This is a genomic window from Ensifer sp. 1H6 (genome assembly GCF_001976035.1).
GTDB lineage: Bacteria > Pseudomonadota > Alphaproteobacteria > Rhizobiales > Rhizobiaceae > Ensifer > Ensifer canadensis.
This window is the reverse complement of the sequence record NZ_MOAI01000001.1, coordinates 140581-165611: the sequence shown is the minus strand read 5'-3', so window position 1 is coordinate 165611 and position 25031 is coordinate 140581. Positions and strand designations below refer to the sequence as shown.

Annotated in this window: 24 protein-coding genes and 2 pseudogenes; 10 read left to right on the top strand and 16 right to left on the bottom strand. The window is 59.7% G+C overall.

Annotation, left to right across the window (positions count from 1 at the left end; translation table 11 throughout):
• Nucleotides 1-26 precede the first annotated feature (26 nt).
• Both BKP54_RS36315 and BKP54_RS00730 read left to right on the top strand, forming a co-directional pair.
• Nucleotides 27-182, top strand: a pseudogene (locus BKP54_RS36315) (transcriptional regulator); the annotation flags it as partial.
• A gap of 268 nt (nt 183-450) precedes the next feature.
• Entirely contained in the window at nt 451-2583 is a 2133-nt protein-coding gene (locus BKP54_RS00730; RefSeq protein ID WP_244494263.1) for an adenylate/guanylate cyclase domain-containing protein, read from the top strand.
• A gap of 243 nt (nt 2584-2826) precedes the next feature.
• Here the strand turns inward: BKP54_RS00730 and BKP54_RS00725 are convergent, their stop codons facing one another.
• From BKP54_RS00725 to BKP54_RS00710, 5 genes are all read right to left on the bottom strand, one after another.
• Nucleotides 2827-4158, bottom strand: coding sequence for a DUF2778 domain-containing protein (locus tag BKP54_RS00725; RefSeq protein ID WP_245317751.1), 1332 nt, complete (start codon nt 4156-4158; stop codon nt 2827-2829).
• A gap of 441 nt (nt 4159-4599) precedes the next feature.
• Nucleotides 4600-5205, bottom strand: coding sequence for a nucleoside deaminase (locus tag BKP54_RS00720; RefSeq protein WP_025430241.1), 606 nt, complete (start codon nt 5203-5205; stop codon nt 4600-4602).
• Between the two features lie 83 nt (nt 5206-5288).
• A complete protein-coding gene (locus BKP54_RS00715; RefSeq protein WP_128090365.1) occupies nt 5289-6776 on the bottom strand; it encodes a nucleobase:cation symporter-2 family protein in 1488 nt (495 codons plus the stop codon).
• 91 nt (nt 6777-6867) lie between these two features.
• Nucleotides 6868-7335, bottom strand: coding sequence for a hypothetical protein (locus BKP54_RS34810; RefSeq protein ID WP_128090339.1), 468 nt, complete (start codon nt 7333-7335; stop codon nt 6868-6870).
• 192 nt (nt 7336-7527) lie between these two features.
• A complete protein-coding gene (locus BKP54_RS00710; RefSeq protein ID WP_084814005.1) occupies nt 7528-8421 on the bottom strand; it encodes a LysR family transcriptional regulator in 894 nt (297 codons plus the stop codon).
• Between the two features lie 92 nt (nt 8422-8513).
• Between BKP54_RS00710 and BKP54_RS00705 the strand changes: the two genes are divergently transcribed.
• From BKP54_RS00705 to BKP54_RS00700, 3 genes are all read left to right on the top strand, one after another.
• Nucleotides 8514-9929 (top strand): aldehyde dehydrogenase family protein, encoded by a 1416-nt coding sequence (locus BKP54_RS00705; protein WP_057216984.1) that lies wholly within the window; start codon nt 8514-8516, stop codon nt 9927-9929.
• An 8-nt stretch (nt 9930-9937) separates the two neighbouring features.
• Complete coding sequence (locus BKP54_RS35695) at nt 9938-10090, top strand: hypothetical protein (RefSeq protein WP_158071659.1); 153 nt, start codon at nt 9938-9940, stop codon at nt 10088-10090.
• 64 nt (nt 10091-10154) lie between these two features.
• A complete protein-coding gene (locus BKP54_RS00700) occupies nt 10155-10721 on the top strand; it encodes a tyrosine-protein phosphatase (protein WP_057220050.1) in 567 nt (188 codons plus the stop codon).
• 98 nt (nt 10722-10819) lie between these two features.
• Here BKP54_RS00700 and BKP54_RS00695 read toward each other — a convergent pair whose 3' ends face one another.
• The 5 genes from BKP54_RS00695 to cmoA all read right to left on the bottom strand — a co-directional run bounded on the left by BKP54_RS00695 (nt 10820) and on the right by cmoA (nt 15282).
• Nucleotides 10820-11494: a phosphatase PAP2 family protein gene (locus BKP54_RS00695; protein WP_051509367.1), complete on the bottom strand. Its 675-nt coding sequence runs from the start codon at nt 11492-11494 to the stop codon at nt 10820-10822.
• 59 nt (nt 11495-11553) lie between these two features.
• Nucleotides 11554-12876, bottom strand: a complete 1323-nt coding sequence (locus tag BKP54_RS00690) for a histidine kinase dimerization/phospho-acceptor domain-containing protein (protein ID WP_084814249.1) — start codon at nt 12874-12876, stop codon at nt 11554-11556.
• Nucleotides 12877-12882: 6 nt separating this feature from the next.
• A complete protein-coding gene (locus BKP54_RS00685; RefSeq protein ID WP_057207331.1) occupies nt 12883-13536 on the bottom strand; it encodes a response regulator transcription factor in 654 nt (217 codons plus the stop codon).
• A 225-nt stretch (nt 13537-13761) separates the two neighbouring features.
• Nucleotides 13762-14511, bottom strand: coding sequence for an isoprenylcysteine carboxylmethyltransferase family protein (locus BKP54_RS00680; protein ID WP_057220049.1), 750 nt, complete (start codon nt 14509-14511; stop codon nt 13762-13764).
• 9 nt (nt 14512-14520) lie between these two features.
• The gene (gene cmoA / locus BKP54_RS00675) at nt 14521-15282 is read right to left on the bottom strand and encodes a carboxy-S-adenosyl-L-methionine synthase CmoA (RefSeq protein WP_057207202.1); all 762 of its coding nucleotides are present in this window, start codon (nt 15280-15282) and stop codon (nt 14521-14523) included.
• Nucleotides 15283-15390: 108 nt separating this feature from the next.
• Between cmoA and BKP54_RS00670 the strand changes: the two genes are divergently transcribed.
• Nucleotides 15391-15816, top strand: a complete 426-nt coding sequence (locus BKP54_RS00670; RefSeq protein WP_057207203.1) for a LysR substrate-binding domain-containing protein — start codon at nt 15391-15393, stop codon at nt 15814-15816.
• 238 nt (nt 15817-16054) lie between these two features.
• On the opposite strand, the gene BKP54_RS00665 is transcribed toward BKP54_RS00670, so the two are convergent.
• The 4 genes from BKP54_RS00665 to BKP54_RS00650 all read right to left on the bottom strand — a co-directional run bounded on the left by BKP54_RS00665 (nt 16055) and on the right by BKP54_RS00650 (nt 19355).
• Nucleotides 16055-16294 carry a 4-oxalocrotonate tautomerase family protein gene (locus tag BKP54_RS00665; RefSeq protein WP_057207204.1) on the bottom strand — a complete coding sequence of 80 codons (240 nt, stop codon included), beginning with the start codon at nt 16292-16294 and terminating at the stop codon, nt 16055-16057.
• Nucleotides 16295-16380: 86 nt separating this feature from the next.
• Nucleotides 16381-17094, bottom strand: a complete 714-nt coding sequence (locus tag BKP54_RS00660) for an SDR family oxidoreductase (RefSeq protein WP_057207205.1) — start codon at nt 17092-17094, stop codon at nt 16381-16383.
• A 142-nt stretch (nt 17095-17236) separates the two neighbouring features.
• On the bottom strand, nt 17237-18169 hold the full coding sequence (locus tag BKP54_RS00655) for a LysR family transcriptional regulator (RefSeq protein ID WP_057207206.1): 933 nt from the start codon (nt 18167-18169) through the stop codon (nt 17237-17239).
• A gap of 154 nt (nt 18170-18323) precedes the next feature.
• Nucleotides 18324-19355 (bottom strand): helix-turn-helix domain-containing protein, encoded by a 1032-nt coding sequence (locus BKP54_RS00650; RefSeq protein ID WP_084814004.1) that lies wholly within the window; start codon nt 19353-19355, stop codon nt 18324-18326.
• Between the two features lie 88 nt (nt 19356-19443).
• Here BKP54_RS00650 and BKP54_RS35990 point away from each other — a divergent pair, with 88 nt between their 5' ends.
• Entirely contained in the window at nt 19444-19824 is a 381-nt protein-coding gene (locus BKP54_RS35990; protein WP_084814003.1) for an FAD-dependent oxidoreductase, read from the top strand.
• Between the two features lie 5 nt (nt 19825-19829).
• Nucleotides 19830-21101, top strand: coding sequence for a BBE domain-containing protein (locus tag BKP54_RS37040; RefSeq protein ID WP_198956807.1), 1272 nt, complete (start codon nt 19830-19832; stop codon nt 21099-21101).
• A 27-nt stretch (nt 21102-21128) separates the two neighbouring features.
• On the opposite strand, the pseudogene BKP54_RS36305 reads toward BKP54_RS37040, so the two are convergent.
• A pseudogene (locus tag BKP54_RS36305) lies at nt 21129-21194 on the bottom strand (DNA polymerase IV); the annotation flags it as partial.
• 680 nt (nt 21195-21874) lie between these two features.
• Here BKP54_RS36305 and BKP54_RS00630 point away from each other — a divergent pair.
• Together BKP54_RS00630 and BKP54_RS00625 are read left to right on the top strand one after the other, a co-directional pair.
• Nucleotides 21875-23308: a family 16 glycosylhydrolase gene (locus BKP54_RS00630; protein ID WP_057207209.1), complete on the top strand. Its 1434-nt coding sequence runs from the start codon at nt 21875-21877 to the stop codon at nt 23306-23308.
• Between the two features lie 367 nt (nt 23309-23675).
• The gene (locus BKP54_RS00625; protein WP_025430220.1) at nt 23676-23861 is read left to right on the top strand and encodes a twin-arginine translocase TatA/TatE family subunit; all 186 of its coding nucleotides are present in this window, start codon (nt 23676-23678) and stop codon (nt 23859-23861) included.
• A gap of 246 nt (nt 23862-24107) precedes the next feature.
• Here BKP54_RS00625 and BKP54_RS00620 read toward each other — a convergent pair whose 3' ends face one another.
• Complete coding sequence (locus BKP54_RS00620) at nt 24108-25031, bottom strand: U32 family peptidase (protein ID WP_057225867.1); 924 nt, start codon at nt 25029-25031, stop codon at nt 24108-24110.

Here is a 25031-nt window from a genome sequence, read left to right as displayed (position 1 = left end):
TTCGATCGTTAGGACAGTCGCTATGTCGAGCGTGACGCGAGATCGGCATCGAGGATCTGGAGGGTGAGAAAATCATCTCGTTCTCGCGACAGAACCTGTCTTACACGGAGCGCTCCGAGAAGTTCGAGGAGTACAATCTTTCGACGAACGTCACTTACAGCTGCGACGACACCTTCTCGCTACAACGCCGCGCGTCTTGTTAGACGCGCAAAGGTCGCTGTAGCACTTTGAATTGCTGCATGTTTTTATCCTTAAATCGAATACGACGTTGGCCGTCGAGTGGTTTCTAGCTTAAGATGGCATCTGCTATACGCCGAGGTTGGCACTGCCCAACAGGCAGCAGATGACGGTTCCACCTTGAACAGTCTGCTGTAGCAGAGGTGCGACGTTCGGATCATCACCATTGACGGTATTTGCCCGGCACTTCGCGTTATTGGTGGGAGTGGATTCATGCGTTCGCCAGATATGACCGGAATATCCCGACCCCCGCGCTGGGGGTTGGCCGCAAAGCTGTTTACGACGCTCGTCCTGCTTGGCGCCGCCGCGATCTTGGTGACCGGTGTACTCGGTTACTTCCGTGCCCGTGACGCCATCGAAAAAGCGGTTTTCGACCAACTCACGGCCGCCCGTCAGAACAAGACGCGTCAAGTCGAAACCTATTTTCGCACCATCGCAGCGGAACTGCGCCTGCTCGCCGCCTCCAAGATGGTGGTTGATGCGACGCGCGAATTCCGGATTGCAGTCGACCAGCTCGATCGCGCAGGCGTACAGCCTGACCTTCGGCAGAAGGTCCAAGATTGGTACGCTGCGAACTTCATCCCGCAGATGACGAGTATCCTGGGAAGGCAACCGGAGCTGTCCGACTATCTGCCGGTTGGTGGCGCTCCGTACTATCTGCAGTATCACTACATCGTGGAAAATCCGAACCCGGCGGAGCGACGCAAGCTGCTCGATGATGCCGGTGATGGCAGCGAATACACCAGGCTGCATGCCACCTATCATCCATTGATGCGCGCAGCCGCCTCGATGGTCGGTTTCTTCGATTTCATGATTGCTGATCCCAAGTCGGGTCGCCTGATCTACACAGTCCAGAAAGAACTCGATTTCACCACGTCCCTGCAATTCGGCCCCTACCGTCGCTCCAACGTCGCAGCCGCTGTCGCTCGCTGTGCAGAGCCCGCCGGGCAATCGGCCATCTGCCTCGAGGATTTCGCTCCATATGCACCGACCGGTGGGGCGCCAATTGCCTTCATGGGAGCACCGGTGATTGATAAGGGTGTCGTCATCGGGGTGCTGGTGGCGCAACTGTCGAACGAGGAGATCGACAACGTCGTCACTGGTGGTCGCCGGTGGCGACAGGAAGGGTTCGGCGACACGGGCGAGGCATATTTAATTGGACCCGACTATCTGGTGCGCTCTGGACCGCGGACATTCTACGAGAACCGGGAGGCGTACTTCGCCGAACTCAAGTCTGTCGGTGCCTCGGACGAGGAGATCGCCGCCATTCAGCGTTACGGGACGCCGGTGATGCATCAGCGCATCGACACCGAAGCATCTCGGGCAGCACTTGCCGGTGTCGAAAACACCGGCGAGATCATCGGGTACCGCGGCGTGCCGACACTCGCCTCGTGGGGCCCGCTCGAGATACCCGGCGTCAGGTGGGCGCTCGTCGCTAAAATTGACAGCGCCGAGGCCTTCGCGCCGATCGCCCAGCTCCGCCAGGAGCTGCTGATCGTCGGGGGATTGGCGCTGTTGGCGGTGGCCGTGACGGCCGCATGGCTTTCGCGCGCACTGCTCGGACCGCTGCGTGAACTCACTGCCGGAGTAAAGCGCTTCGCGGCCGGCGACTATGGAGCCAGTGTGCCAGTTCGCACGCGCGACGAGGTGGGCCAACTCTGCTCAGCCTTCAACGGCATGGTCGAGACGCTGCACGAAAAAAATGTCGTGATCGAGAACAAGAATCGTGAGAACGAGGAACTGCTCCTCAACGTGCTGCCGGCTCCGATCGCCAACCGGTTGCGCGGTGGCGAGGCTGGGATCGCCGACGGCTTCGCCGAGGTGACCGTCGCCTTCGCGGATCTGGTTGGCTTCACGGCTCTGTCATCGGAGATGCCGCCACACGAGGTCGTCACGTTTCTCAATGGGCTATTCACGCGCTTCGATGTCGCCGCCAATGAACTCGGAATCGAGAAGATCAAGACGCTTGGTGACGCCTATATGGCGGTGTGTGGCTTGCCCGAGCCGGTGGCTAACCACTCCGAGCGGATGGTGCGCATGGCTATCCGCATGGTTCACATTACCCGAGAGCACGCGATGGAAAACAACGTCTCGATGAAGCTCAGGGTTGGTGTCAATACCGGGCCGGTCGTGGCCGGCATCATCGGCAAGAGCAAGTACATCTACGACCTGTGGGGCGATACGGTGAACCTTGCCAGCAGGATGGAATCAGGCGGCGTGCCCGACGCGGTTCAGGTGACGCGCCCTGTCTACGAAAAGCTCAAAGACCACTTCGTCTTCGAGCCGCGCGGCCCTATCGAAGTCAAGGGCAAGGGCAAGGTAGAGGCCTGGCTGTTGAGGTTGTAATGCCGGACCGGCCATATCCGGCCTGTCGATCAGGTGGAAGCGATACGGGAACGCGTCCGCAATTTCTCGCCGGCATGAACGTCTACGTCTCAACCTAATGGCAGCGAATTTGGAATGTCTTTGACCTTTATGGCCTTCGCGCGGAGATGATGTAGCTGGAATACTCCAAGCCGCGTCCTTCTCAGTCGCGTTGGCGAAACGCCTTGGCGGCCATCACTACCGCGACTGCCGGGATGTTGTCCGTCAGCCCTTCTTTCCGTTCGATGCCATCTGTATGCCGGCCGCGCGTCCGCCGCTCGGAACCACGACGATCTGCCTGACCTTGCCTTCTTTGAACGCTGTGAGGAAACGCTTGTAGTCCTTGAAGGCGACGCAGCCATGCGATTCCGCCCGGCCGCTGCGCAGCAGGTAGCTGTGGGTCAGGAAACCGTCTCGGCCGTGCTTGTTCTTTCCGTCGACAGGCAGCATGCGGACCGCCTCGACCCCATGGAAGCGCGTTTCGCGCATCTTGAGATTGTAGGTGTGCGGTGGGGTGGGTCCGGTCATCTTGACGTTTACGTAACGCGGATTGTCGGCCATCTTGCCGATGCCGGAATGGGCTTCGAGCACGCTGCCGTCGGGCATATAGACCTTCGCGGCGGTGATGTCGTAGACGGCGACGCCATTTCCTGCCCGGGCACCACCGCCGAATAGGTTGCGCAGTGCGCCGAGGCCACCGCCCGATCTTTTGTCCGCCGGATTGTCCGGCCGCACAAAGGCAAGCTGTTGCTGCTTTGGCGTTTCGCGTTCTTCGGCCTTCGGCGCTGCGTCGTCCTTGGCTCGCCGGGTCTCGGGTTTCTCTGTTTCAGCGGTAGGCTTTTGGGCTTGATCTCCGCCGGGACGGAACTGCGGCTTCGGTCCCGAAGACGGCGTGTCCTCGTAGTCTGGCAGGGCAACGGCCTCATCTTCGGCGTTCGGGTCCGGCGAGGCCGCGAGGTCGTCCTCCATTGGTACCGTCAGCAACGCCGAAAACACAGCGCTGTCCGTTGCGCTCTGAGAGGGGGCCGCATAGGCCAACGAGACCAAGGGCTTGTCGGTTGCTACGGCGCGCGGCGGCCCGAACCGTTCCGGCGCAGGCGCGTCAAGACTGGCGATCGCGCGGCCTGGCGTGACGGAATGAGAGGCCCTGAAGTGGCTGGCGAGCTGCTCGGATGTCAATGCAGCCTGCTTCGCACCGGAACTGAAGCGTGCAGCCTTGCCACTCGTCTCGGCATCTCCAAAGATATCGGCCCTGCGGGGGAGTTTCCCTTCGGCGCCGCTAAGGCTTGCGAGCACGACGGGCTCGGCCACGGCGACCAGCCTCGGCGTCTGTTCGACCCTTGCCTGCTTGACCCACGGGCGCTCTTTTTTGTGCTGCGCCGCATAGAGTTGTGGTTTGGGCAGGAGGTTGCCCGAACCGTGACCGAAATAGCTGCCCATCGCGACTGCACCCACGACGGATCCCGCGGCCGCGCCGGCAAGGGCGATGCCGCAACAGGTGATCAGCAGTGGACGCAACAGACGGCGCAAAGACTGTGAACGAACGACCTTACTCAAACGCATCTCAAGCCAGTAAATCTCGCAAACGCTCTCGGGCCGACGAGCGACCACCGCTGCGCAATTTCCCGGATTGTCCCCTTTTTTGACGACGGATCGACAAAGAATGAACAAGTATGGTTAAATTTTGCTTTCCATGAATCTCACTAGATTAAAACTGGCATCAAGGCGTCCGTTCTCGGCCGTCGAATGGGTTTGCCGGATGATCGGCGGCTGGTTTCTGAAGTGGGTAGGATGCCGGGTGTAGCCCCAGCAAGGACTACACCCGATGCGTACTCTTCAATCAGCCTACAGCACCGCGCGTCCTATTCGACGCGCAAAGGTCGCTGTAGCACTTTGAATTGCTGTATGTTTTCGTCCTTAAATCGAATGCGATTTAAGGAAACATGCAGTAGGCAACGGTTTCTATCGAGACCGGCGCGAAAGGGACGGATCGGCGCGTTAGTTGAGGGGGATTGCATTATCCCCTTTGCTGGCTTGATAAACTGCGGAGAGGTCGTCGTATTTGCGCCCGATTGCAGTTGCTCTTTCCTTCAAAAGCGAATGCTGCGGTTCCGGCACTCCGTCGATCAGCCCCATGATCGACTGTCCTTTCCAGAATGAATTCGTCCGATTGTAGCCCCCTGGCTCCAGCGTGAAGACTTCCTTCAGGATCTTCAAATCGTGCGGAATGGAAAACGCATCCCGGGAATCCTCGTGGCTGAAGAAGTAAAAGAAGTTGTCGAAGCCTGCCCAGGTGATCGCCGAAAGGCACATCGAACACGGCTCATGGGTCGACAGGAAAATGAGGTCCGTCGTATCCGGCCGCTCGGATCCGGTCATCTCATAGAAGCGCTTCAGGGTGTGAACCTCCCCGTGCCATAACGGATTCTCGGTTTCGTTGTTGGTTTCGACGAGCACAGTGGAAAGGTCCGATTTCCGCAGCAGCGCCGCTCCGAAGATCTTGTTGCCGGCCGCGACGCCGACCTCCGTGGCGGGGATGATGCCAGCCTCCATGGCTGTCAGCAGGGCGTCGAGCAGACGCGTCGTTTCGATTTTTTCTGACATTCTTTATCTCCTTGAAATGTCGGGAAACGGTTGGTCCGGATCAAAGTTTAGACTTCGATCCGGACGTGCTTTCAAAGCAATACTCAGTGAGCGCCCTCAGGAATCATCGGTATTTCGATGCCTTTTTCGTCATAGAGCTTGCCGTTGAGGAAGTAGTCGCCGTCGCGAAGCCGGACGATGTCCTTGTAGCGGATCGTCCGTTCTGTGCCGGCCACGAACACTGACTGCTGATCGGCATTTCCTGCTTTGAAATGATTGAACAGCAGGTTGAGGACGATCGCCATCAAAGCAGCGGAACTGATGCCGGAATGAAAGATCGTCGCAACCCATGCCGGGAAGTGCTCGTAGAATCCCGGCGACGCGATGGGGATCATGCCGAAACCGATCGACGTCGCGACGATGATCAAGTTCATGTTGTTGTGGTAGTCGACCTTGGAGAGCGTGCGTATGCCACTTGCCGCGACCGTACCGAAAAGGACGATGCCGGCACCACCGAGAACGGAACTTGGCACCGCTGCAACAACGCGTCCCATGACCGGCAGAAGGCCGAGGACGACGAGAAAAAGACCGCCGGTCGCCACCACATAGCGGCTCTTCACGCCGGTTACGGCGACAAGCCCGACGTTCTGGGCAAAGGCACTCTGTGTGAACGAACCGAAGATCGGCGCGAGAATACTCGACAGCATGTCGGCCCGAAGCCCATCGCCCAGGCGGTGAGAATCAACCTTCGTTTCGACGATCTCGCCAACGGCGAGAATGTCGGCTGATGTCTCCACGAGCGTCACGATGATGACGATCAGCATCGAGACGATGGCGGCGATCTCGAAGGTGGGATAGCCGAAATGGAATATTGTCGGCAGGGCGAAGAGGGGGCCATTTCCGACTTGTGAAAAGTCGGTCATGCCAACGGCATAGGCGATGCCCGTTCCGATCACGAGCGCAAGCAGGATGGAGAGCCTTGAAACCGATGCGCTTCCAAGTTTGCTGAGCAGGAGAACGATGGCGAGCGTTGTGGCGGCCAGCTGGATATTTGCCGGGCTTCCGAAATCGGGAGAACTGTTGTTGCCGCCCATTGCCCAGAACGCGGCGACCGGCATCAGCGTCAGTCCAATGGTGGTGATGACGATACCGGTGACTAGGGGTGGGAAGAAACGGGTAATCCGTGAGAATACGGGCGTAATCAATAGCCCGATCAACGACGCCGCGATGACGGCGCCGAGAATAGACGGTATTCCCCCATTGCCGGAAATCGCCACCATTGTTGCAACCCCCGAGAACGAAACGCCCTGCACAAGCGGCAGACGGCTCCCGAAGAATGGCAATCCCAATGTTTGCAGGATGGTGGCCAGACCACCGGCAAAAAGCGACGCCGTCACCAGGAGGCCGATGTCACTTGGGCTAAGCCCCGCCGCCTGTCCGACAATAAGGGGTACGGCGACTATGCCGCCGTACATCGTCAGAACGTGCTGTAATCCATATGCGATATTGGCGCCGATGCTGAGTTTTTCGTCTTCCGGGCGCCTGCTTGATGCACTTCCCTCTTCTATAATTGCCAAGGTAAACTCCTCCATACCTTTGCTGAGTTGCGTTTTGAGTTGAACCCCATTTCGGTCAGACACGTCGGCATAGCCATCGGGGCACAGGCCTATGCCGAGCATGGGCTCATGCCTGAATGAGAGATCGTTGCCGCTTATCGTCGACGTTGCTGGAACGCGCACGAGAGACGTGTCGTCGTGCAACAGGGGCAGGGTGCCCAAACCGATTTTCAGGAGCGGTGCCCGGCGGCGCTGCGCGCTCTAAGAGGTGAACCGGATCATCGAAGAGACCGAGCGGCAAGGCAGTTTCGCCACCCTCGATCGAACGGATCCTGATTCCGCGAACGAAATCGAGGCTGCCGATAATTTTATGGATACCCTGGGACCGAGCAATGACTGTGAAACGCTTCGAGTGGACGTCGACCGGCTCTGATGCGACCACGTCGCTCTTGGCAGGGGACTTGCGACGGGCGTCAGACTGGCGCGTATTGCGGCAGATAACGCAATGAAAGCCATAGACTAACCGACCAGCGGTTGAGGTCTTCCAATCATGCTGAAAGCAAAAAATATTACCAAAGGGAAGTTCGGTTTCCATGCCCCCACCAGCTCCATAGTTGAACTGGCAATTGGCCAGTTTCGCTAGGACCCTGTTCCAGGAGGTGCGAACTCCGGATCGTCATCAACGTGGGTTGAACGGGGCAATTCTTGCGAGGCACAGGCCTACGCTTCAATTAACGATGCAATGTTTTTACAGATACTGTCAAGGGGGCCAAGGAGACGTTATCGCTTATCGAGATCGTTCCTTCACGAGATCGATGAAGGCGCGTAGTTTGGCGGGCGCGTGCCGGCGCCCGGGGTAGTAGAGGCTGAGGCCGGGATAGGCCGGGGTCCAGTCATCCAGCACCTGGATCAGCCGTCTCGCCGCCAGATCCTCGGCGACCAGGTCTTCCGTGATCAGCAACAGGCCGACGCCGGCGAGAACCGCCTCGTGCATCAATGCGGTTTCGTCGAGCGTCAGGACGCCGGGAACGTCAATCTCCACCGTCTCGCCGCGCTTCTCGAATTCCCAGCGATAGATCGAACCGGAGGACATGCGCATGCGGATGCAGGCATGGCGCAGCAGGTCGGCGGGCACGCGCGGCTGTTCGCGGCCCGCAAAATAGGCGGGCGACCCGACGACGATGGAACGGATCGTCCGGCTGAACGGCACGGCGATCATGTCCGCCGACAGGCTCTCCTGAAGGCGGAAGCCGGCATCAAATCCTTCCTCCACAAGATCGATCAGCCGATTGTCGGTCACCAGCTCGACCTTCATCTCCGGATGGCGCCGGAGATATTCGAGGATCAGCGGCGACAGGATCATCCGCGCTGCGCCGAGCGAGGTGTTCAGCCGCAGCGTGCCGGAAGGGCGCTCGCGGTGCTGATCGACATTCTCGATGGCGGCGTGGATTTGCGAAAGGGCCGGAGCGACCTCCGCGATGAACTGCTCGCCCGCCGCCGACAGGGAAACGCTGCGGGTGGTGCGATCGAACAGGCGTACGCCAAGCCGCGCCTCGAGACCCGCGACCGCGTGACTGAGGGCTGAGGAGGACATGCCAAGGTCGCGGGCGGCGGCGCGAAATCCACCGCGTCGGGCCACCGCCACCACGGCTTCCAGTTCAATCAGGCCGCTGCGATTCATTGCGCTGGTTTCCGGGACAGTTTGCGTCTCTTTCACGGTCTTATACACGCAATCGGAAGGCGCTACATCCTGGTTTCAACAGGAGAACGACTATGCGCGATATCAACGAAATCTACATCGATGGCGCCTTCGTCACGCCGCACGGGACTGAGCGGTTCCAGCTTTTCAACCCGACTACCGAACAAGCGATCGGCGCGGTGCGCCTGGGCGACGTCGAGGACGCCCGCGCCGCAATTGCTGCTGCGAAACGCGCGCTGCCGGCGTGGTCGCAGACCAGCAAGGAGGAGCGGATCGTCCTGTTGCGCCGTTTCCATGACGTGGTCGCCGCCCGGTTCGACGATCAGCTCGACGCTATCGTCGAGGAATACGGCGCGCCGAAGAGCCGCGCCGGTTGGATGGTGAACATGGCGGCCACTGCCTTTCTGGAGGCGGCGGAAACGCTTGAGGCTTATGATTTCAACCAGACCATCGGCCGTGCGGACGTGCGCATGATGCCCTTGGGCGTCGTCGCCGCCATCACGCCCTGGAACAGCAATGCCTCCTTCATCTGCGGCAAGATGGCGATGGCTATCGCCGCCGGCTGCACCATCGTGATCAAACCCAGCGAAATGAGCGCAATCCAGACCCGGATCGTCACCGAGGCGCTGCATGAGGCGGGTGCTCCTGCAGGTCTGTTCAACATCGTCACCGGACGGGGTGATGTCGTCGGTGCGGAGTTCGCCTCTCACCCCGACGTCGCCAAGGTGACGTTCACCGGTTCGACAGCAGTTGGACGGTCGATCCTGCGGTCGGCCGCAGAGACGATGAAACGCGTGACGCTGGAGCTCGGTGGCAAGGGGCCGCAAATCATTTTGGACGATGCCGATCTCGATGAGGCGATCCCAGTGGTGGTGGCGTCCGGTTTCATGAACAGCGGCCAGGCTTGCGTAGCGGGGACGCGGGTTCTCGTCCCGGAACGCAGAATGGCAGAGACCCTGGCGAGGCTGAAGGCCGAGGTCGAGGCGGTCCGCGCCGGCGATCCGACCAACCCCGAAGTGTCCGTTGGCCCAATGGTCAGCCGGAAGCAGTGGGACCGGGTGCAATCCTATCTGAAGCTTGGACAGGAGGAAGGCGCGACGCTGCTGGTCGGCGGCGAGGGCCGACCTGAAGGCCTTGAGCGCGGCTGGTTCGTGCAGCCGACCGTCTTTGCCAACGTCACCAACGACATGCGGATCGCGCGCGAGGAAATCTTCGGACCTGTGCTGAGCGTGATCGGCTACGCCACGGAGGAAGACGCTATCGCCATCGCCAACGACACGACCTACGGCTTGCAATCCTATGTCCTGTCGTCAGATCCCGTGAGGGCGCGACGGGTTGCCGCGCGCCTGGAGGCCGGGCGAGTCGTCATCAACGGAGCACCCCACGAGCCCCTGGCACCCTTCGGTGGGTTCAAACAGTCGGGAATTGGCCGCGAACGCGGCGTCGTGGGCTTGGAGGCTCATCTTGAGCCCAAGGCGATCCTTGGCTGAGGCAATCGATGGCGTCTCTCGAGGTTTGTCTCGACCTCGAGAGACCCCTGATCGTCCTGCTGGACGGCGATCTTTCGGAAGACGCCGGAACGGATTTCTTCGCAAGCGGCGATGACGCCGTCTCCAGCTTCCAATGGTCAGCCGCAGCAGGCGAACATTGACAACATTGGCGTTCAGCTTCATGTCAGCGGTTGCATCCATGGTGCTCGAAAAGGAGCAGGTTGGATGAAATTTGGATCCATAAGACCAATCCTGTGGGCGACACTCGCGGCCGCATTGATCATCGGAGGGTACCTCGGCGGTATCCAGCTTTCCGGGAACTTCCACGAGGTTGTTCCGGGCGAGCTCTACCGTTCGAACCAGCCGACGTCGGCGCAGATCGCCGACTACGCCAAGCGATTTGGCATTAGGTCGATCGTCAATCTTCGTGGTGTCGACAACGGCGCGGCTTGGTATCGCGATGAGGTCGCAACTGCCGCAGCGCTCGGTCTGAAACATGTGGACTTCGGGATGTCCGCGAGCCACGAGATGACACTCGATCAATCCTTGAACCTCGTATTGCTGCTGCGCGATGTTCCCAAACCGGCCCTCATTCACTGCCGGTCAGGCGCCGACCGCACGGGGCTTGCTTCGGTCATCTATCTCCAGCAAATCGCCAAGGCCGACGAAGAGACCGCCGAAAAACAGCTGTCGATACGCTTCGGGCACATCGGGATCCCCTACCTTTCCCCCAGCTACGCAATGGATGAGAACTGGGAGATGTTGGAGAAGGTCTTCGGCCTCGCCGGTTAGGGCATTTCCAGGAAAAGTGCCAAGCGACGTTCCGTGAGGAAATGTTTGGAAACAAAGAGATGGAGCATTTCTTTCACACCGCTTAAATCGGAAGCGCTCTAACCGGCACTCTCCTCGGGGCGGGGCAGATAACGCCTGGCGATCATCCAGCAGATCGTTGCCCATGTCGCACCCGCACACCAACCGCCAAATACATCTGTCGGATAGTGAACGCCGAGGTATATCCGGCTCAATCCGACCATCAAAGTCAGCGCCAGGGCCACGGCGATGACGTAGAGACGCGTGGCGCGGTTCGATTGGACCCGCGAGAGAAGCAGGCCCAACGTCAGATAGGTAACCGCAGACAGCATCGCATGCCCGCTTGGAAAGCTGAGATCATGCACATCGACCAGGTGGGGCACGATGTCGGGTCGAGGTCTCGCAACCCCGATTTTCAGAAGCGTGCTCAGCAACCATCCACCCAGAACCGAGAGCAGTACGAACATACCGGTGGCGCGACGCGATGCGAGAACCAGATAGCCGACTGTAACGATAGTGACGAGGGTCAGTACGGTGGTGCCACCGAGGCTGGTGATGTCGGTGACCACATGCGTCAACCATCCGGGCCCGATGGGAGCGGAGAGGTTGCCGGGCTGGCGCAGCGCGCGCAGGATCGCCTCATCGAACGCGCGCGTTTCTCCCTCGACCACCTCGCTCGTCAGCCTAATGAAGACAAAGGCGCCTCCGGATGCCAGTGCAAAGGCGGCGATGCCTAGCGGCCCATACGCCCTCATGCGTCTGTAAAACCGTTCGGTTAGCGCGGCGATCTTGGACAAGGCGGGCTCCCGCTGGGTTAAAGGCGCACGGCGGCCTCGAAGCCGCCCAACCTCCCGGTCGCAGGAGATTGGAGTGCCAGGCTGCCGTTCATCTGCTCGACGAAGCGCTTGACGATCGACAGCCCAAGTCCAGAGCCGGCCGCTTGCGTTGGTCCGCGCGTGAACCGTCTCGTCAGGCCCGCCAATGTCGGTTGATCGAGGACGGCGCTTTCATTGACGACGCGGATGCCATCAGTGCCGAAATAGACATCGACGACACTGCCCGACGGGCTGTGGACCAGTGCATTCTCAAGCAGGTTGCGCACGACGATCGCGAAGGCATCCGGGCGGATTTGCCGCTCGAGGCGCGCCTCATCTGGCGCATGAAGCACGATGCGCCCCGCGCCCAACGCAGATCGCCCGATGTCTTCGATGACAACCTGCAGGACCGGGAAGAGGTCCGTTTTTTCGTCCGACACGCCGATGCCTGCTTCAGCGCGCGACATCTGCAGCAGTTTTTCCGCCAGCCGCCCCAGATGTTGAAGCGATCGTTCGATCTGTCCGACACGGGCAGAAAGCGAAGGCGGCACCTCCGCGAGCAGCCGTTGGGTCTGCGCCAGCGCGCCGGCAATCGGTGTGCGCAACTCGTGTGCGCTGTTGGCGGTGAATTCCCGCTCGGATTCGAGTGCGGCGCGCAGCCGATCCAGCAGCAAGTTGACGGAGCGGGCGATCGGGCGAAGCTCGACCGGGAGCCCGGCTTCATCCACCGGGACCATGTTGCCACCATCCTTGGTGCCGATATCGTCGCGCAGCCCTTCAATTGGAGACAGGGTCATACGGACGACGAGGATGATGGCAATGATGCTGGCGGGAATGAGTGCCAGGATCGGGAAAAAGAGCGCCATTCCCCCCTCGATTGCAGCCTCGCGCCTATTGTCGAGGGAGTCCGCCACTTGGATGTAGAATGAGCCGTCCGCGGTCCCGGCCGTGTATATCCGGTGCGTATCGTTCTGCGAGAAGCCGACCTCGAGGGGGGCCGGGAAGGGCTCGGCAGGCGCATCCCTCGATTTCAACAGGATCTGCCCGTCCCGACCGCGAACCTGGTAGACAAGATATTCGCGGTTGCTGGCTGCTTTTTCTGCCGGGCGTCGTAGCGCATCGCCCGCATCCCGCCCGGCCAGATCGTCGATGACGATCGGAAGCAGGCGTTCGGCGGTTTCCTGAATGCCGCTATCGAAAATCTCGGAAAACTCGTCCTGCATGATGAGGATGCCAAATCCCATGGCGACGAGCCAGAAAACCGCGACGACACTTGTGATCGCGACGACGAGCTTGCGGGTCATGCTTGGTTTCTGGAACATGGTCACTCACTTGATGCAGTAGCCCACACCCCGAACAGTTTCGATGCGGTCATGGCCGATCTTTTTTCGCAGCCGGCTGATGTAGACCTCGACCGTGTTACTTTCGATCTCGGCGCCGAAGGCGTAAAGCTCCTCGTGAAGCTGTGCCTTGGACACAATTGCTCCGGGTCTGGCCGCCAGTTTGTCCAGGACGGCCCATTCGCGGGCGCTCAAGAGCTGGACCTCATTGTCTACCACCACGTTTCGGTTGATCTGGTCTATCTCGATCCCGGGTAGGCGAATGGTCGAGGTTGGCTTGCCCGCATAGCGCCTCGATACCGCCAGCATGCGCGCAGTCAATTCGTCGAGGTCGAAGGGTTTGACGAGATAGTCGTCTGCCCCGCTGTTAAGTCCCTCGATCCGATCGGATACTTGATCGTGCGCTGTCAGGATGATGACCGGCGTTGCATCCTGACGTGAGCGTAAAGACCGGAGCAATGACAGTCCATCTCCATCCGGCAATCTCAGGTCGAGAAGGATAAGCCCGTATTCGACCGTCCCCGTTGCCGACATCGCATCAACGACGCTTAAGAACCAGTCTACGGCATGGCCCGCGGCGGCGACGTGATCACGCAGCGCCTCCCCCAGGACCTGATCGTCTTCCACAAGCAGAACGCGCAAGCTACCATCCGCCACCAAACAACCTCTGCCTATTGTCGCCCATAGGCATGCGTCAAGTCGATTGTTTTTCGATCGGTCGGATTGCTCATGAGCCATGGCTCCCTTTCAGGCCGAAACGGCGCCGAGTTGTGGATCGTAGGCTGCGGGATTTCTGACATGAACCTGAGAGGCGCGGAGGCGATGGAAGCCGTCGTCTCCGGCAGGGTGCCACGGCAGACGGCGCCCTTAGAGCGATGTCTTCGGTTCGCGAAACGCACCGTGCTTCTTGAAGTGGCTGACCAATGCGGTCGCCATGCCGACAAGCGCCATCAGGGCAGCGAGAACAAGCAGATAGGATCGCCGGTGCTCAAGGTTCTCGGCGATGGCGAACCGATACATTTCCGTTGCGAGGATGGCGAGCAGAGCGGCTGAGACAGTCGAATAATCCTTGGCGACGACGCGTTTGAAATTGAATGACATCCCGTCGATCGAGTGACGGAAGTTCTCAAGCCGCAGCGCCCAGCGCGGCACGTCTCGACAATAGGCGCGATAGGCTTCGCCGAACTTCTGCTCCAGGAAAACTTCCTCGGCATAGACGATGCATTGGTACATGAAGGCAAACAGGCCAACGCCAATCGCAATGACCAGCGGATTGCCGTGCAGCAGGAAAATGCCGGTATAGACGAGCATGTTGCCCACATAGAGCGGGTTTCGGCAGACGCCGAACATGCCTTCGGTGACCAGGTCCTTTGCGTAGACCCTCTTGTTCAACCCGCCGCGCTTAATGTAGGCGTAGCCCACCACGACCGTGCGTAATGCCAGCCCGGCGAGAACAACAGCAATGGCGGCCGCGGTCTTCAGCAGGTTCGCTGTCCCGCTGCCCCACATTTCGGTTGACGGCGGCACCAGGATGAATAGTGCCAGGATGATGGCCGGGAAGACCTGGTTGCGGTACCGGAAGAAGAAATTACCGAGCTGTATCATCAGCGTCTTCATGTCGGCGCCCTACTTGACTGCGACGATGCCGCAGAAATTGTACCAGCGGAAAAAGACTTCGACGCTGCGGAAGCCCACTTCTTTCAGCAGTTGCAGGTTTTCCTCCAGGCGATAGGGGATCAAGACATTCTCCAGGGCTTCGCGCTTCTTGGATATCTCGATCTCGGAGTAGCCGTTGCGCCGCTTGAAATCGTAGTAGTGCTGGATGAAGAGCCGGTTGAAGGTCGTATCTTCACCCGTCAGCTTCTCGACGAGAAGCAGGCAGCCTCGATCGTTGAGAGCTTGATACATCATGCGCATAACGCGTTCGCGGTAGAGCGGACGAATGAACTGCAGCGTCAGCAACATGGTGACGACGCTCGCATTGTCCATGTCCACGCCCTGATGGAGGTCGGCGACCTTGAGGTCGATCTGCCTGCGGGGTGCCGATGCGTCTATCTTCTGGCGCGCCTTGTCGAGCATGTCGGGCGCATTGTCGATGCCGACGAAGCGAACGCTCGGCTCGATGACGCCGTCGAGGCTTAGAAGGGTCGTGGCTGTGGAGCAGCCGATGTCATAGACGTTGGTGTCGGGTTGCGCGAAATCACGCGCAAGCTCGCACACCATGCGCTGCATTTCCTCGTAGTAAGGAACGGAGCGGCCGACCATGTCGTCGAACACATCCGCAACCGTTGCGTTGAAGGCGAAATCCCCGACCTGTTGGTCGTCGCGGGCAAAGACTTCGTCCTTCCCGCTGGAGCGAAGATGCAGGTGTTGTGCCTTGTTGGCCATGGGTCGCAATCCGATTGATACCTTGCGTCATGACCTTCATCGCAGGCGATGAAGGTCTACCGACATTCGCAACAGGCCATTCGAACCTGACATGAACCTGAACGACGGTTGATCCCACTCATCGGATCGTTCCGGCAGGAGAATCCGACCGCCGATCTTGTCATCCAATCGCTCGCGCTGGGCTCGCTTGAGAGGCCCGACCTAACCATCACATATCGGCGAAGCGCCGACGCTCGCGAAGTGTCATCGGCGTTCCTGCTGGATAGGACGATGGCGGTCTGCTCGCCGAAATTGATAGCCGGAAGCAGGGGGCAGCTCGAGGCCAGTGACATCCTCGATTTGCCCATCTTGCTGGACACGGCAGACGCATGGTCTTGGCGGTGCTGGTGCAGTTCTGCGGCGCTCACGTTCGAGCCTCGGGGCGGAAGCATCGCTTTCGATACCGACGAGGCGTCGATCGACGCTTGTATCTCGGGATTGGGAGTAGGACAGGCAAGCCCGCTGTTTATCGAACACGAGCTGAGATCGGGTTAGCTTAGCCTTGGCGGCGTCGGTGTTGCCGGTGGTCGGTGCTTACGAGACCTCAAGGCCCGTCGAATTCGGCATGGCAGGCGTTTTCCTGAAATGGTTGGAGAAATGGACGAACGTCGAGGTTGATTGACAGAGATTCGACGTTCATGCTTTGCGCTACGAAATCCGGCGTTTCCACTATCGCAACGGTCTCTGCCCACACGTTTGGGCAGAGACCGTTGAAATCGGTTGGCCAACTGCTTCAGGACTTGGCGGCGGCAGCACGCAGTGTGCGGTATTGTGCCGTCGGAAGCCCACCCCAGCCCCAGTTATCAAGATCGACCTCTTCGATCACGACATAGGTCGATTCAAGCGGCTTGTGCAGAACATTGAGCAGCACCTCGCTGACGCCCTTGATGATGGCCGCCTTTTCCTCCGCCGACACCGAATTGCGGCCGGGCGTGGTTCCTTCGCGGGTAACCTGTACGGTGACAATAGGCATTGCAGTCTCCTTGCCGAGAGTTGGTTCGGTAAATCATCGGATTTGGTGGGCCGGCGCGGGGATCGTCCCGAGCCAGCACCATGAGGTTACCAGCGCCCGGCGTTCTGGCCGCCATCGACATGGAGGATCTCGCCGGTGACGAAGCTCGCGTTCTCCAGATAGAGTACGGCGTCGACGATATCGCGGATTTCGCCCATCCGGCCAACCGGATGCAGCGCAGAGAGGGCCGCGTGTGTCTCGGGCGCGTGCATGGGGGTCTTGATAACCCCTGGAGATACCGCGTTGACGCGAACCCCGCTCTTCGAGAATTCCATGGCAAGCGACTGGGTGACCGCGTTCAGCCCACCCTTGGTCAGGGAAGCAAGCGCTGAAGGCAGGCCGACGATCGGCTGATTGACCAGGCTTGTGGTGATGCTGACAATGTGGCCCGAGCCCTGCTTCAACATTTCGGCCGCGGCACGCTGGGTAATGTGGAAGAATCCGGCGACATTGACCCCGAGGTTGTGATCATAGTCTTCCTGGGTCATTTCAATGAACGGCTTGGCAAGAAACACGCCGGCGTTGTTCACAAGCGAGTCGATGCGACCGAAGCGCTCCATACCTTCGCGGACGATCCGTTCGGCGGTCTCCGGCCTGCTGATGTCGCCGGGCACGGCGAGAATGTCCGGGTCGGCCGTGGCCGCGATCGACCTGGAACTGGCTATGACGCGAAAGTTTCGGTCACGGTAGGCGCGAACCAGGGCGGCGCCGATGCCTTGTGACGCGCCGGTGATAATGACGACCTTCTGTTCGGTATTCATGATGTGATCCTTTCTCAATGGCAGCGACCGTCTGATCGACGCCCGCCCGACGCCCTCGGCGTTGGTGCTATTGATTTAGATCTATCCTGAGATCGGGAGAATGGTCAGAAGTTGGACGTCAGTCATTCGAATATCGGCATAATCAAGGGAGCGTACCTGCTTCTGCAGCCAGTCGGGCAAATTCGGAGCGCAGACGTGGCGTGGCGAAATCGACAAAGGCTCGAACCTTGGGCACGGACATGCGCCCCTGGGGTGCGAGCAAATGAACGGGCAGGGGTGGGTGCTCGGCGTCGGCGAGGACGATCTTCAGTCGCCCGTCTTTGACATGTTCAGCGACATGATAGGAATAGAGCCTGGCTACGCCTCTACCCGCGACGGCCGAAGCAGCGGCGGCCCGAACGCTGTTGACGATCAATCTCGGCGTGAAGTGAACCGTCCGCGGAATGGTCGAGTCTTCTGCCGGTGTGAAGTTCCAGGAATCGAGACCGAAATTGGTAAAGGCGATGATCTGGTGCTTTGTGAGGTCGGCTGGCACCTCGATGACGGGATGATTGGCGAGATAGCGGGGAGAAGCGACCACCACGCGCCTGACATCACCGCCCAATCGGGTGGAAATATGTGACGAATCCGCCAGATGGCCAATACGCAACGCAATGTCGACGCCTTCGTCCACCAGGTTGACGAACCGATCGAGCAGCAGCAGCCGGGCAGAAACAGCCGGGTGGACGTCGAGGAAATCATCCAGGATCGGACGCATAACCTCGTCCCCTATGATCGGCGGCACGGAAATGGTCAGCGTTCCACGCGGAGCCGCACGCTCACCGCCGGCGAGCATGTCGGCCTCCTCGAGATCGATCAGCACCCGCCGACAGGCAGTCGCGTAGCGTTGGCCGGCCTCGCTGAGCTTGAGTGTGCGGGTCGTTCGATGCAGCAGTTCGGCACCCACATGCGCTTCCAGGAAGCTCAGCGCGCGACTGACCGCCGTCGGGGAGCGCTTCAGCCGACGGGCAGCACCTGCGAGGCTGCCCTCGTCGATCGCGGTCACGAACACTTTCATTGCATCAATGCGATCCATTATTCTGCCGATCTCCGGTGTAGTGCCTATCAGCAGGCAAGTATTCGCCCGAAACTGGCAATAGGTAAATATGCGAACCGAAGGCACCTTCGGTTCCTCTCGGTCGAGATCGATATCGGCGATCGTCGCCGGCTGTGCCGAAACGCGGCTCCAATCAGGTATGTTTCAAGGCTTGGCGCAGCGAGCCAAATCTGAGGCGATAATGCGCGGCGGTCAGGCCCGTTTCACGGTGGAACAGGCGGCTGAAGAAGCTTGCGTCCTCATAGCCTGTTTCGTTGGCGATCGCCTCGATCGTCAGGTCGGTTGTTTCCAGCATCTGCTTTGCTTCTTCGATACGAAGCGCGTGTGCGTAGGCCAGCGGCGTCATACCTGTCGCTTTGGTGAAGCGGCGGATGAACGAGCGTTCCGACAGCCCGGAAAGAGCCACCATTGCGGCAACGGGCGCGCGGGTCTTGTAGTTCAGCGCGAGCCACTTTTGGCAGGAGTTGATCACCGCGTCGACCGTCTGGCGGAGGCTCATGAGTGACGCAAATGGCTGCTGCCCCAGGTCATGCCATTGCAGCATGTAGACCTTGGCCACTTCCATCGCCTCCTTGAGGCCGACGAACCGCGCAATGAGGTAGAGAGCGAGATCCTGCCAGCTTGACCCGCCCCCCGCCATAACGATGCGCTGCGCCTCACCACTCAGGACCAGTGACCGATCCAGGCGCACCCTGACACCAGGGTAATTGTTGGAAAGGGTCGTGACATAGCCCCAGTGGATCGTCGCTTCGCAATTGATGAGCAGTCCCGCCTCGCCGAGCAGGACGGCACCGGAACAGGCACTGGCCAGCAACGCGCCATCCTCATGCGTTCGCCTTAGCCATCTTGCTTCAGGCTCATACAGCCCTGCGACGCTGTCGCCCGGATTGATGAAAAAATCCGGAATGCACACGATCTGCGGTGGAGGGGAGTCGCCGAATGCGAAGTCTGGTTTGACCCAAATGCCGTTGGCGGCGCGAAAACCACTGTGTGAACGGGCAACGACATAGGGGCGCATGCGCTGTTGTCCCGCTTCACCCTTGACGATGAACGGCCAGTCGCGGCCGGGAGATGAAAACAGATCGAACATTCCGAACAAGGCGGAGGCCGTGACTTCGGGCACCGCGAGAAGTGCTACATTGATAGGGCTGTCCTGATCAAGCATGGCAGAAATGACCGCCTTCCAGCATTTTCGACTTTAGTACCAAGCGTCGAACGCGACTAGGCTCTTTCAGCCAAGAGGAGGTCTCGACATGTCCCATGATGTGCTCCGCAGTGTACTGCGTGGCGAGCTGCTCGAGCCCGGAACTTCGGCTTATGACGCTGCTCGAGTGGTTTGGAACGGGCTGATCGATCGGCGGCCTGCCTTGATTGCCAGATGCCGCAATGCTGCCGACGTCATCGCAGCGGTAAACCATGCGCGGACGCATCGGCTCACCATCGCCGTTCGCAGCGGCGGGCACAATGTCGCCGGCTACGCCGTTTGCGATGATGGTCTGATGATCGATATGTCGCCCATGAATGCCGTCCACATCGCGCCTGGGCTCGACCGTGTGCTGATCGAAGGCGGGGCGACATGGGGCGATGTCGATGCGGCGACCACGCCTTTTCGGCGGCCACGCCGGGCGGACTGATTTCGATGACAGGCGTGGCCGGGCTCACTCTTTCGGGCGGCATTGGCTGGTTGCGCGGCACCCATGGCCTGAGCTGCGACAATCTCATTGCTGCCGATGTGGTCACCGGTGATGGCAGGCTCATCCGCGCCAGCGAAGTCGAGAATATCGACTTGCTTTGGGCGCTAAAGGGCGGCGGCGGGAATTTTGGCATCGTCGTGAACTTCGAGCTTCGTCTTCACGAAATCGCCGATCCGGTGATGTTCTGCGCGCCTGCCTATCCGGAAGAGCACGCCGTCGACGTCATCCCACAGTGGCGCGACCATATGGCTTCAGCCCCTGACGAAGTCAGTGGTCTCGCCGAATTCTCCACCATACCGAGTGATCAGGCCTATCCGGAACAGACATGGGGCAGGCGAGTGATAACGCTTGCCACTGTTTATGACGGTCCCGCTGAAAAAGGGGAGCGCGTCATGCAGCCGTTGCGCGCTCTTGGTGAGCCGTTACTCGATTTCAGTGGTCAGATGCCCTATCGCGAGCTCCAGTCCATTTATGACGGATTGTTCCCCAAGGGGCGTGACCGCTGCTACTGGAAATCGACCTACCTTTCGGGCCTTGGTGACGATGTCATCGGCGCGATCATCGAGCGCCTGATTAAACGACCCTCCGAGATGACCTACGCGTCGATCTGGAAATTTGGCGGAGCCATGCAGCGCGTTGCTTCCGATGCCACTGCCTTCGGCGATCGCAACATACCTTACATGTTGAGCCTTGATGCGATCTGGTCCGATCCGTCAGATGATGACGCGAACATCAGTTGGGTTCGCAATGCATGGCAGGACATGCAGCCACATTCCACGGGTCGCCTCTACCTGAATTTTCCCGGGCTCGGCGAGGGTGACAACCTGGTTCGCAATGCTCTCGGCGCTGAAACCTATTCGAGACTTCAGAAGATCAAACGCGTCTACGACCCGGAGAACACAGAACATTGCGCCGGACGTTCGATTGTCTTGACCAATGAGCGGTCGCGGCAGTCGGCAAGGGCTGCACTCTGCCGATGGGGCGGATCGACCTGTGGATCCAAGCGCGCGTCACGCCGGAGTGGTACGCCATTTAGATCGCGACGTTGTCCCGCTCTCTCCTGTTACCAGTGGAACATTCGAGCTGACGCCGATGAGGTAAATTTCATCCGCGGATCTGTGGAGGAGAAACGTGATGACGACGGACATGACGATATCCGAAGTTCTGAGAGATCCACTTATCAGGCAGGTTCTGCGCGCCGATGGTATCGCCCCTGAGGCGTTCTCTGCTGCTTTAAAGCAGGCGGCCGCAGGTTTGCGACGCAGTCCCGGATTGTCTTGCTCTTCGACTGAGGCCCAGAACGCATCCATATCGACGTGAATGAGTTTCCGGAGCGGTCAAGCGCCTCATCGTCCAAGGTAGTTCGCGACCAGCTGTTTAGCGAGGCGACAAGATCGTTTATGCCGCAGCCACCCATCGCGCGTTCTTATTAGACGTGCAAAGGTCGCTGTAGGACTTTGAATTACTGCATATTTTTATCCTTAAGTCGAATGCGATTTAAGGATAAAAATATGCAGTAGGCGGCGGCAACGATACGAGTTGCTTGCGATCGTCACGAACGGAAATTCGTTCTCCAGCACACCCGAACCGGTGCTTCGGTGCCGCTTTTCGGATGGCGCCGTCGCCGTTGCCGAGCATCCAAGGCGCCACGTGCGGTTCCGAATCGGACAATTTCGGCAGCATGCTTCGAAGCCTACTTGCGTAACCGGGAGCATCCACACATGCACACCGGAACACACCTTTGCGTTCATGCAAGATCTCTGAGGATGTGGCAGGATTTCCCTCTAAGCCTTTCAATACGCGACAAAATTCTGTTTGCAGCGATGTGACCTGGGTCGTGTCATTTACTGCGGCAAAGCGTTGAGATCATCCCGATCACCTGCGTTTTCCAGCGCCGCAATTCACATCAAAAACCCATAAATGCAGGCGGTGCCACCGTCTGCCGAGCGATGTTAGCTTGCCTTCGGGAGGAAACGAAGGAGCTGACCATATGCCAAAATCGATCGTCAACGCCGTAGGCACCCCGCTTTTTTACAGTGGAGCATCGACTGCGTGGTTCTCTGCGACGGGATCGGGGCCTGTGCTTTACGGCACTGAGGCAAACGACTCGATCTGGGGCGATGGCTCCGTCGATGTCACCATGGCGGGCGGGAAGGGTGACGACATTTACTACCTCTATTCGGGCATCAACCGTGCCATGGAGACGGCTGGAGCTGGTGTTGATACCATCAACACCTGGATGAGCTATACCTTGCCTGAGAATTTCGAAAACCTGACCGTCACCGGCAGCGGCCGGCATGCTTTCGGCAACAACGCCGACAATATTATCTCGGGGGCTTCCGGTAGCCAGACGATCGACGGCGGCGGCGGCAACGACATTCTGGTCGGCGGCAGCGGCGCGGACATCTTCGTCGTCGGCCGAGGTGGCGGCAGCGATCTGATTGCCGACTTCGACAGTTCCGATACGGTCCGGCTGAATGGTTACGATCTCACAAGCTTCCAGCAGGTCACCAGCCTTGCGACACAGGAAGGCACGGATTTGAGGCTGAACCTCGGCGACGGCGAGAGCTTGCTGTTTGCTGACACGACCGTGGCCGATCTCGCGCCGGAGCAATTTCAGCTTAGTCTCGATCGCTCAAACCTTGCGCTGAGTTTTGCCGACGAGTTTGACAGCCTCTCCCTTCATGATGGCGATCAGGGCGTATGGGATGCAAAGTTCTGGTGGGCGCCTGAAAAAGGCGGAACCTTGGCCAGCAACGGCGAACTGCAGTGGTACATCAATCCTGACCATGCGGAGACCGCTGCCATCAATCCATTTTCGGTCGAAGATGGCGTGCTGACGATTAAGGCAGAGCCGACGCCGGATGCACTGGAATCAGAGATCGATGGGTACGAATACACGTCCGGAATGCTGACGACGTACTCGACCTTTGCGCAGACCTACGGCTATTTCGAAATCAGAGCGGACATGCCGACCGAAACCGGCACTTGGCCGGCGTTCTGGCTGTTGCCGGCAGATGGCTCCTGGCCCCCCGAACTCGATGTTGTCGAGATGCGGGGGCAGCAACCGAACATTGTCAACGTAACCGTTCACAGCAACGAGACCGGCGAACAGACAAGCGAGACGACCGCAGTCAAGGTCGCCAGTACCGAAGGGTTTCACACCTACGGCGTGCTATGGGAAGAGGATGAAATCGTTTGGTATTACGACGACGTCGCCGTGGCGCGTGCCGATACGCCCGCGGACATGCACGACCCCATGTACATGGTGGTCAATCTGGCGGTGGGAGGGGCAGCGGGGGAACCGAACGCAGACTTCGGCGACGGAGCGGAAATGCAGATCGACTATATTCATGCCTATGCTCTGGATGAAGTGCAGTCGGCGACTGGCGAAGCGCAGCCGATGGACGACTGGTTATCCTGATTCTTCACTTGGGCGCGCGCCGACCAATGCTCAGCCCGTGCCTCCTTGAGCGGTTGGACAGTGCCGACATCCGTCCGAAGTTGCCCCGCGTCGAACAGTCCGGCGATTGCGCGCAGTGCCTTGGCTCGCTTCTCGTCGGGATGCGCCGTCGGCGACACAAGGATGCCACCGGGCCGGCAATCTCTGGTAGCGGTTTAGCGCCAATGACCACCAGATCGGACTGACTGGTGAACGAGCGCCGCGCGCTTTGAATGTTTGCGACCTGACAAAGACCGGTGCCTCATGGCCCGCTAGCTTCCCGATTGTCGCCAGCGGCGCCATCGCCGCGCGGCATTGTAACGGTTCATTGGATCAGGGAAACAACGATATGGGATCTTTTAGTGTCTGGCATTGGGTGATCGTGCTGGCAGTCGTGTTGCTGTTGTTCGGGCGCGGCAAGATCCCGGAGTTGATGGGCGACGTCGCCAAGGGCATTCGCAGCTTCAAGAACGGCTTGAGCGACGAGACCGCAGCGCCCGCCGAGAAGCGGATAGAAACGGGATCGGGAGAGTAATCGGTTGCGCCGAGCCCACGACCAAGCAGCCTGAGCATGCCGATCGTCAACCGGCTCGCTCAGGCAGTCGGTCGGGGGGAAGCCTCACGACCTGCTGGAGCAATTGATCGATTTTCTTCCGGCAAATTCAAACGAGCGTGGCGTGATCGATCAGACGGCGGATGCTGCCAACGAAGTCAGCGATGTTGGCATCGTGTGTCGGCACCATGGCCGCGTGGATCAACGCAGCTGCCAATGCGCGCCTCCCTAGGGTGAGCCGGTCGGGGCTGAGATCCACGACGCGCCGGATTGACCATGGTGAAAGCCGTTCGACAACGGCACGCCGGGATAGGCGATCGCCAGCCGTTCGAGCCCCTCTGTGGCCGAGATCCGCCCGGTTGCAACATCCTCATAGATACGGGCGACCGTCACCATGTCGCAGTCCTGCGGCGACAGCCGGACTCGGCTGATGCCGACGGCCGGCAGTTCGGCAAGCTCCTGCAGCAGGCTCTGGCAGGTGTGCGACAGGGTCTGGACCCCATTGAGCGTGAGGAACGGCTGGCGATCGAGCGTCTCGACAATGAGGCCGTCGCTGTCTTCGCCGCAGATGAACTGGCAGTTGTCCTTGACCAGCCCCTTGGAGCGGGCGTGGGCGCAGCGCGCCGAGATTGCCAGCGGCACGCGGCCAAAGCCGAAGATTTCAAATTCGACATCAGGCGCATCGCGAACGATGTCGCGCACTGATGCCATGGGCAACTCCGGCGGCAGGCAGATGCTGGTCGCACCGCGTGACGCCAGCAGTCTCGCGGTGGCACCGTTGTAGACGTTGATCAGAGGTCCGATCGAATGCGGTTTGCCGGCAAGGAGCCCGAGCGCGGACAGATCGTTGGCCTCGATCGGGTGGATGCTGTCGCGCACCAGACCGCGCACGAGTTGGCTCTCGCGCTCCAGGGTGACGAGTGCAAGCGAGGCAAGGCTGACCTTCTTGCCGGCGCCTTCCAGCCGTTCGATTACTTCCGCGACATGCGGCTCGATGAAATGCAGGCGCTTCGAGCAGACCGCCTCGCCGAGGGTGACATGATCAACCGGGCCTTCGTCGGCGATACGGAAATAGAAGTCGCGCCATTTGGGTCCGTCCCAGAGGTAAAGCACCGGGCCGAGGCTGAGCGAGGGGTGGGTTGTTGCGGACAT

What these genes read in the sequence shown, in the direction of transcription:
- BKP54_RS00730 (WP_244494263.1), top strand. Translation starts at nt 451, where the DNA reads ATGCGTTCGCCAGATATGACCGGAATATCCCGACCCCCGCGCTGGGGG.
- BKP54_RS00720 (WP_025430241.1), bottom strand. Translation starts at nt 5,205, where the DNA reads ATGTCAGAAAAAATCGAAACGACGCGTCTGCTCGACGCCCTGCTGACA.
- BKP54_RS00715 (WP_128090365.1), bottom strand. Translation starts at nt 6,776, where the DNA reads ATGGAGGAGTTTACCTTGGCAATTATAGAAGAGGGAAGTGCATCAAGC.
- BKP54_RS34810 (WP_128090339.1), bottom strand. Translation starts at nt 7,335, where the DNA reads ATGGAAACCGAACTTCCCTTTGGTAATATTTTTTGCTTTCAGCATGAT.
- BKP54_RS00710 (WP_084814005.1), bottom strand. Translation starts at nt 8,421, where the DNA reads ATGAATCGCAGCGGCCTGATTGAACTGGAAGCCGTGGTGGCGGTGGCC.
- BKP54_RS00705 (WP_057216984.1), top strand. Translation starts at nt 8,514, where the DNA reads ATGCGCGATATCAACGAAATCTACATCGATGGCGCCTTCGTCACGCCG.
- BKP54_RS35695 (WP_158071659.1), top strand. Translation starts at nt 9,938, where the DNA reads ATGGCGTCTCTCGAGGTTTGTCTCGACCTCGAGAGACCCCTGATCGTC.
- BKP54_RS00700 (WP_057220050.1), top strand. Translation starts at nt 10,155, where the DNA reads ATGAAATTTGGATCCATAAGACCAATCCTGTGGGCGACACTCGCGGCC.
- BKP54_RS00695 (WP_051509367.1), bottom strand. Translation starts at nt 11,494, where the DNA reads ATGAGGGCGTATGGGCCGCTAGGCATCGCCGCCTTTGCACTGGCATCC.
- BKP54_RS00690 (WP_084814249.1), bottom strand. Translation starts at nt 12,876, where the DNA reads ATGTTCCAGAAACCAAGCATGACCCGCAAGCTCGTCGTCGCGATCACA.
- BKP54_RS00680 (WP_057220049.1), bottom strand. Translation starts at nt 14,511, where the DNA reads ATGAAGACGCTGATGATACAGCTCGGTAATTTCTTCTTCCGGTACCGC.
- cmoA (WP_057207202.1), bottom strand. Translation starts at nt 15,282, where the DNA reads ATGGCCAACAAGGCACAACACCTGCATCTTCGCTCCAGCGGGAAGGAC.
- BKP54_RS00665 (WP_057207204.1), bottom strand. Translation starts at nt 16,294, where the DNA reads ATGCCTATTGTCACCGTACAGGTTACCCGCGAAGGAACCACGCCCGGC.
- BKP54_RS00660 (WP_057207205.1), bottom strand. Translation starts at nt 17,094, where the DNA reads ATGAATACCGAACAGAAGGTCGTCATTATCACCGGCGCGTCACAAGGC.
- BKP54_RS00655 (WP_057207206.1), bottom strand. Translation starts at nt 18,169, where the DNA reads ATGGATCGCATTGATGCAATGAAAGTGTTCGTGACCGCGATCGACGAG.
- BKP54_RS00650 (WP_084814004.1), bottom strand. Translation starts at nt 19,355, where the DNA reads ATGCTTGATCAGGACAGCCCTATCAATGTAGCACTTCTCGCGGTGCCC.
- BKP54_RS35990 (WP_084814003.1), top strand. Translation starts at nt 19,444, where the DNA reads ATGTCCCATGATGTGCTCCGCAGTGTACTGCGTGGCGAGCTGCTCGAG.
- BKP54_RS37040 (WP_198956807.1), top strand. Translation starts at nt 19,830, where the DNA reads ATGACAGGCGTGGCCGGGCTCACTCTTTCGGGCGGCATTGGCTGGTTG.
- BKP54_RS00630 (WP_057207209.1), top strand. Translation starts at nt 21,875, where the DNA reads ATGCCAAAATCGATCGTCAACGCCGTAGGCACCCCGCTTTTTTACAGT.
- BKP54_RS00625 (WP_025430220.1), top strand. Translation starts at nt 23,676, where the DNA reads ATGGGATCTTTTAGTGTCTGGCATTGGGTGATCGTGCTGGCAGTCGTG.
- BKP54_RS00620 (WP_057225867.1), bottom strand. Translation starts at nt 25,031, where the DNA reads ATGTCCGCAACAACCCACCCCTCGCTCAGCCTCGGCCCGGTGCTTTAC.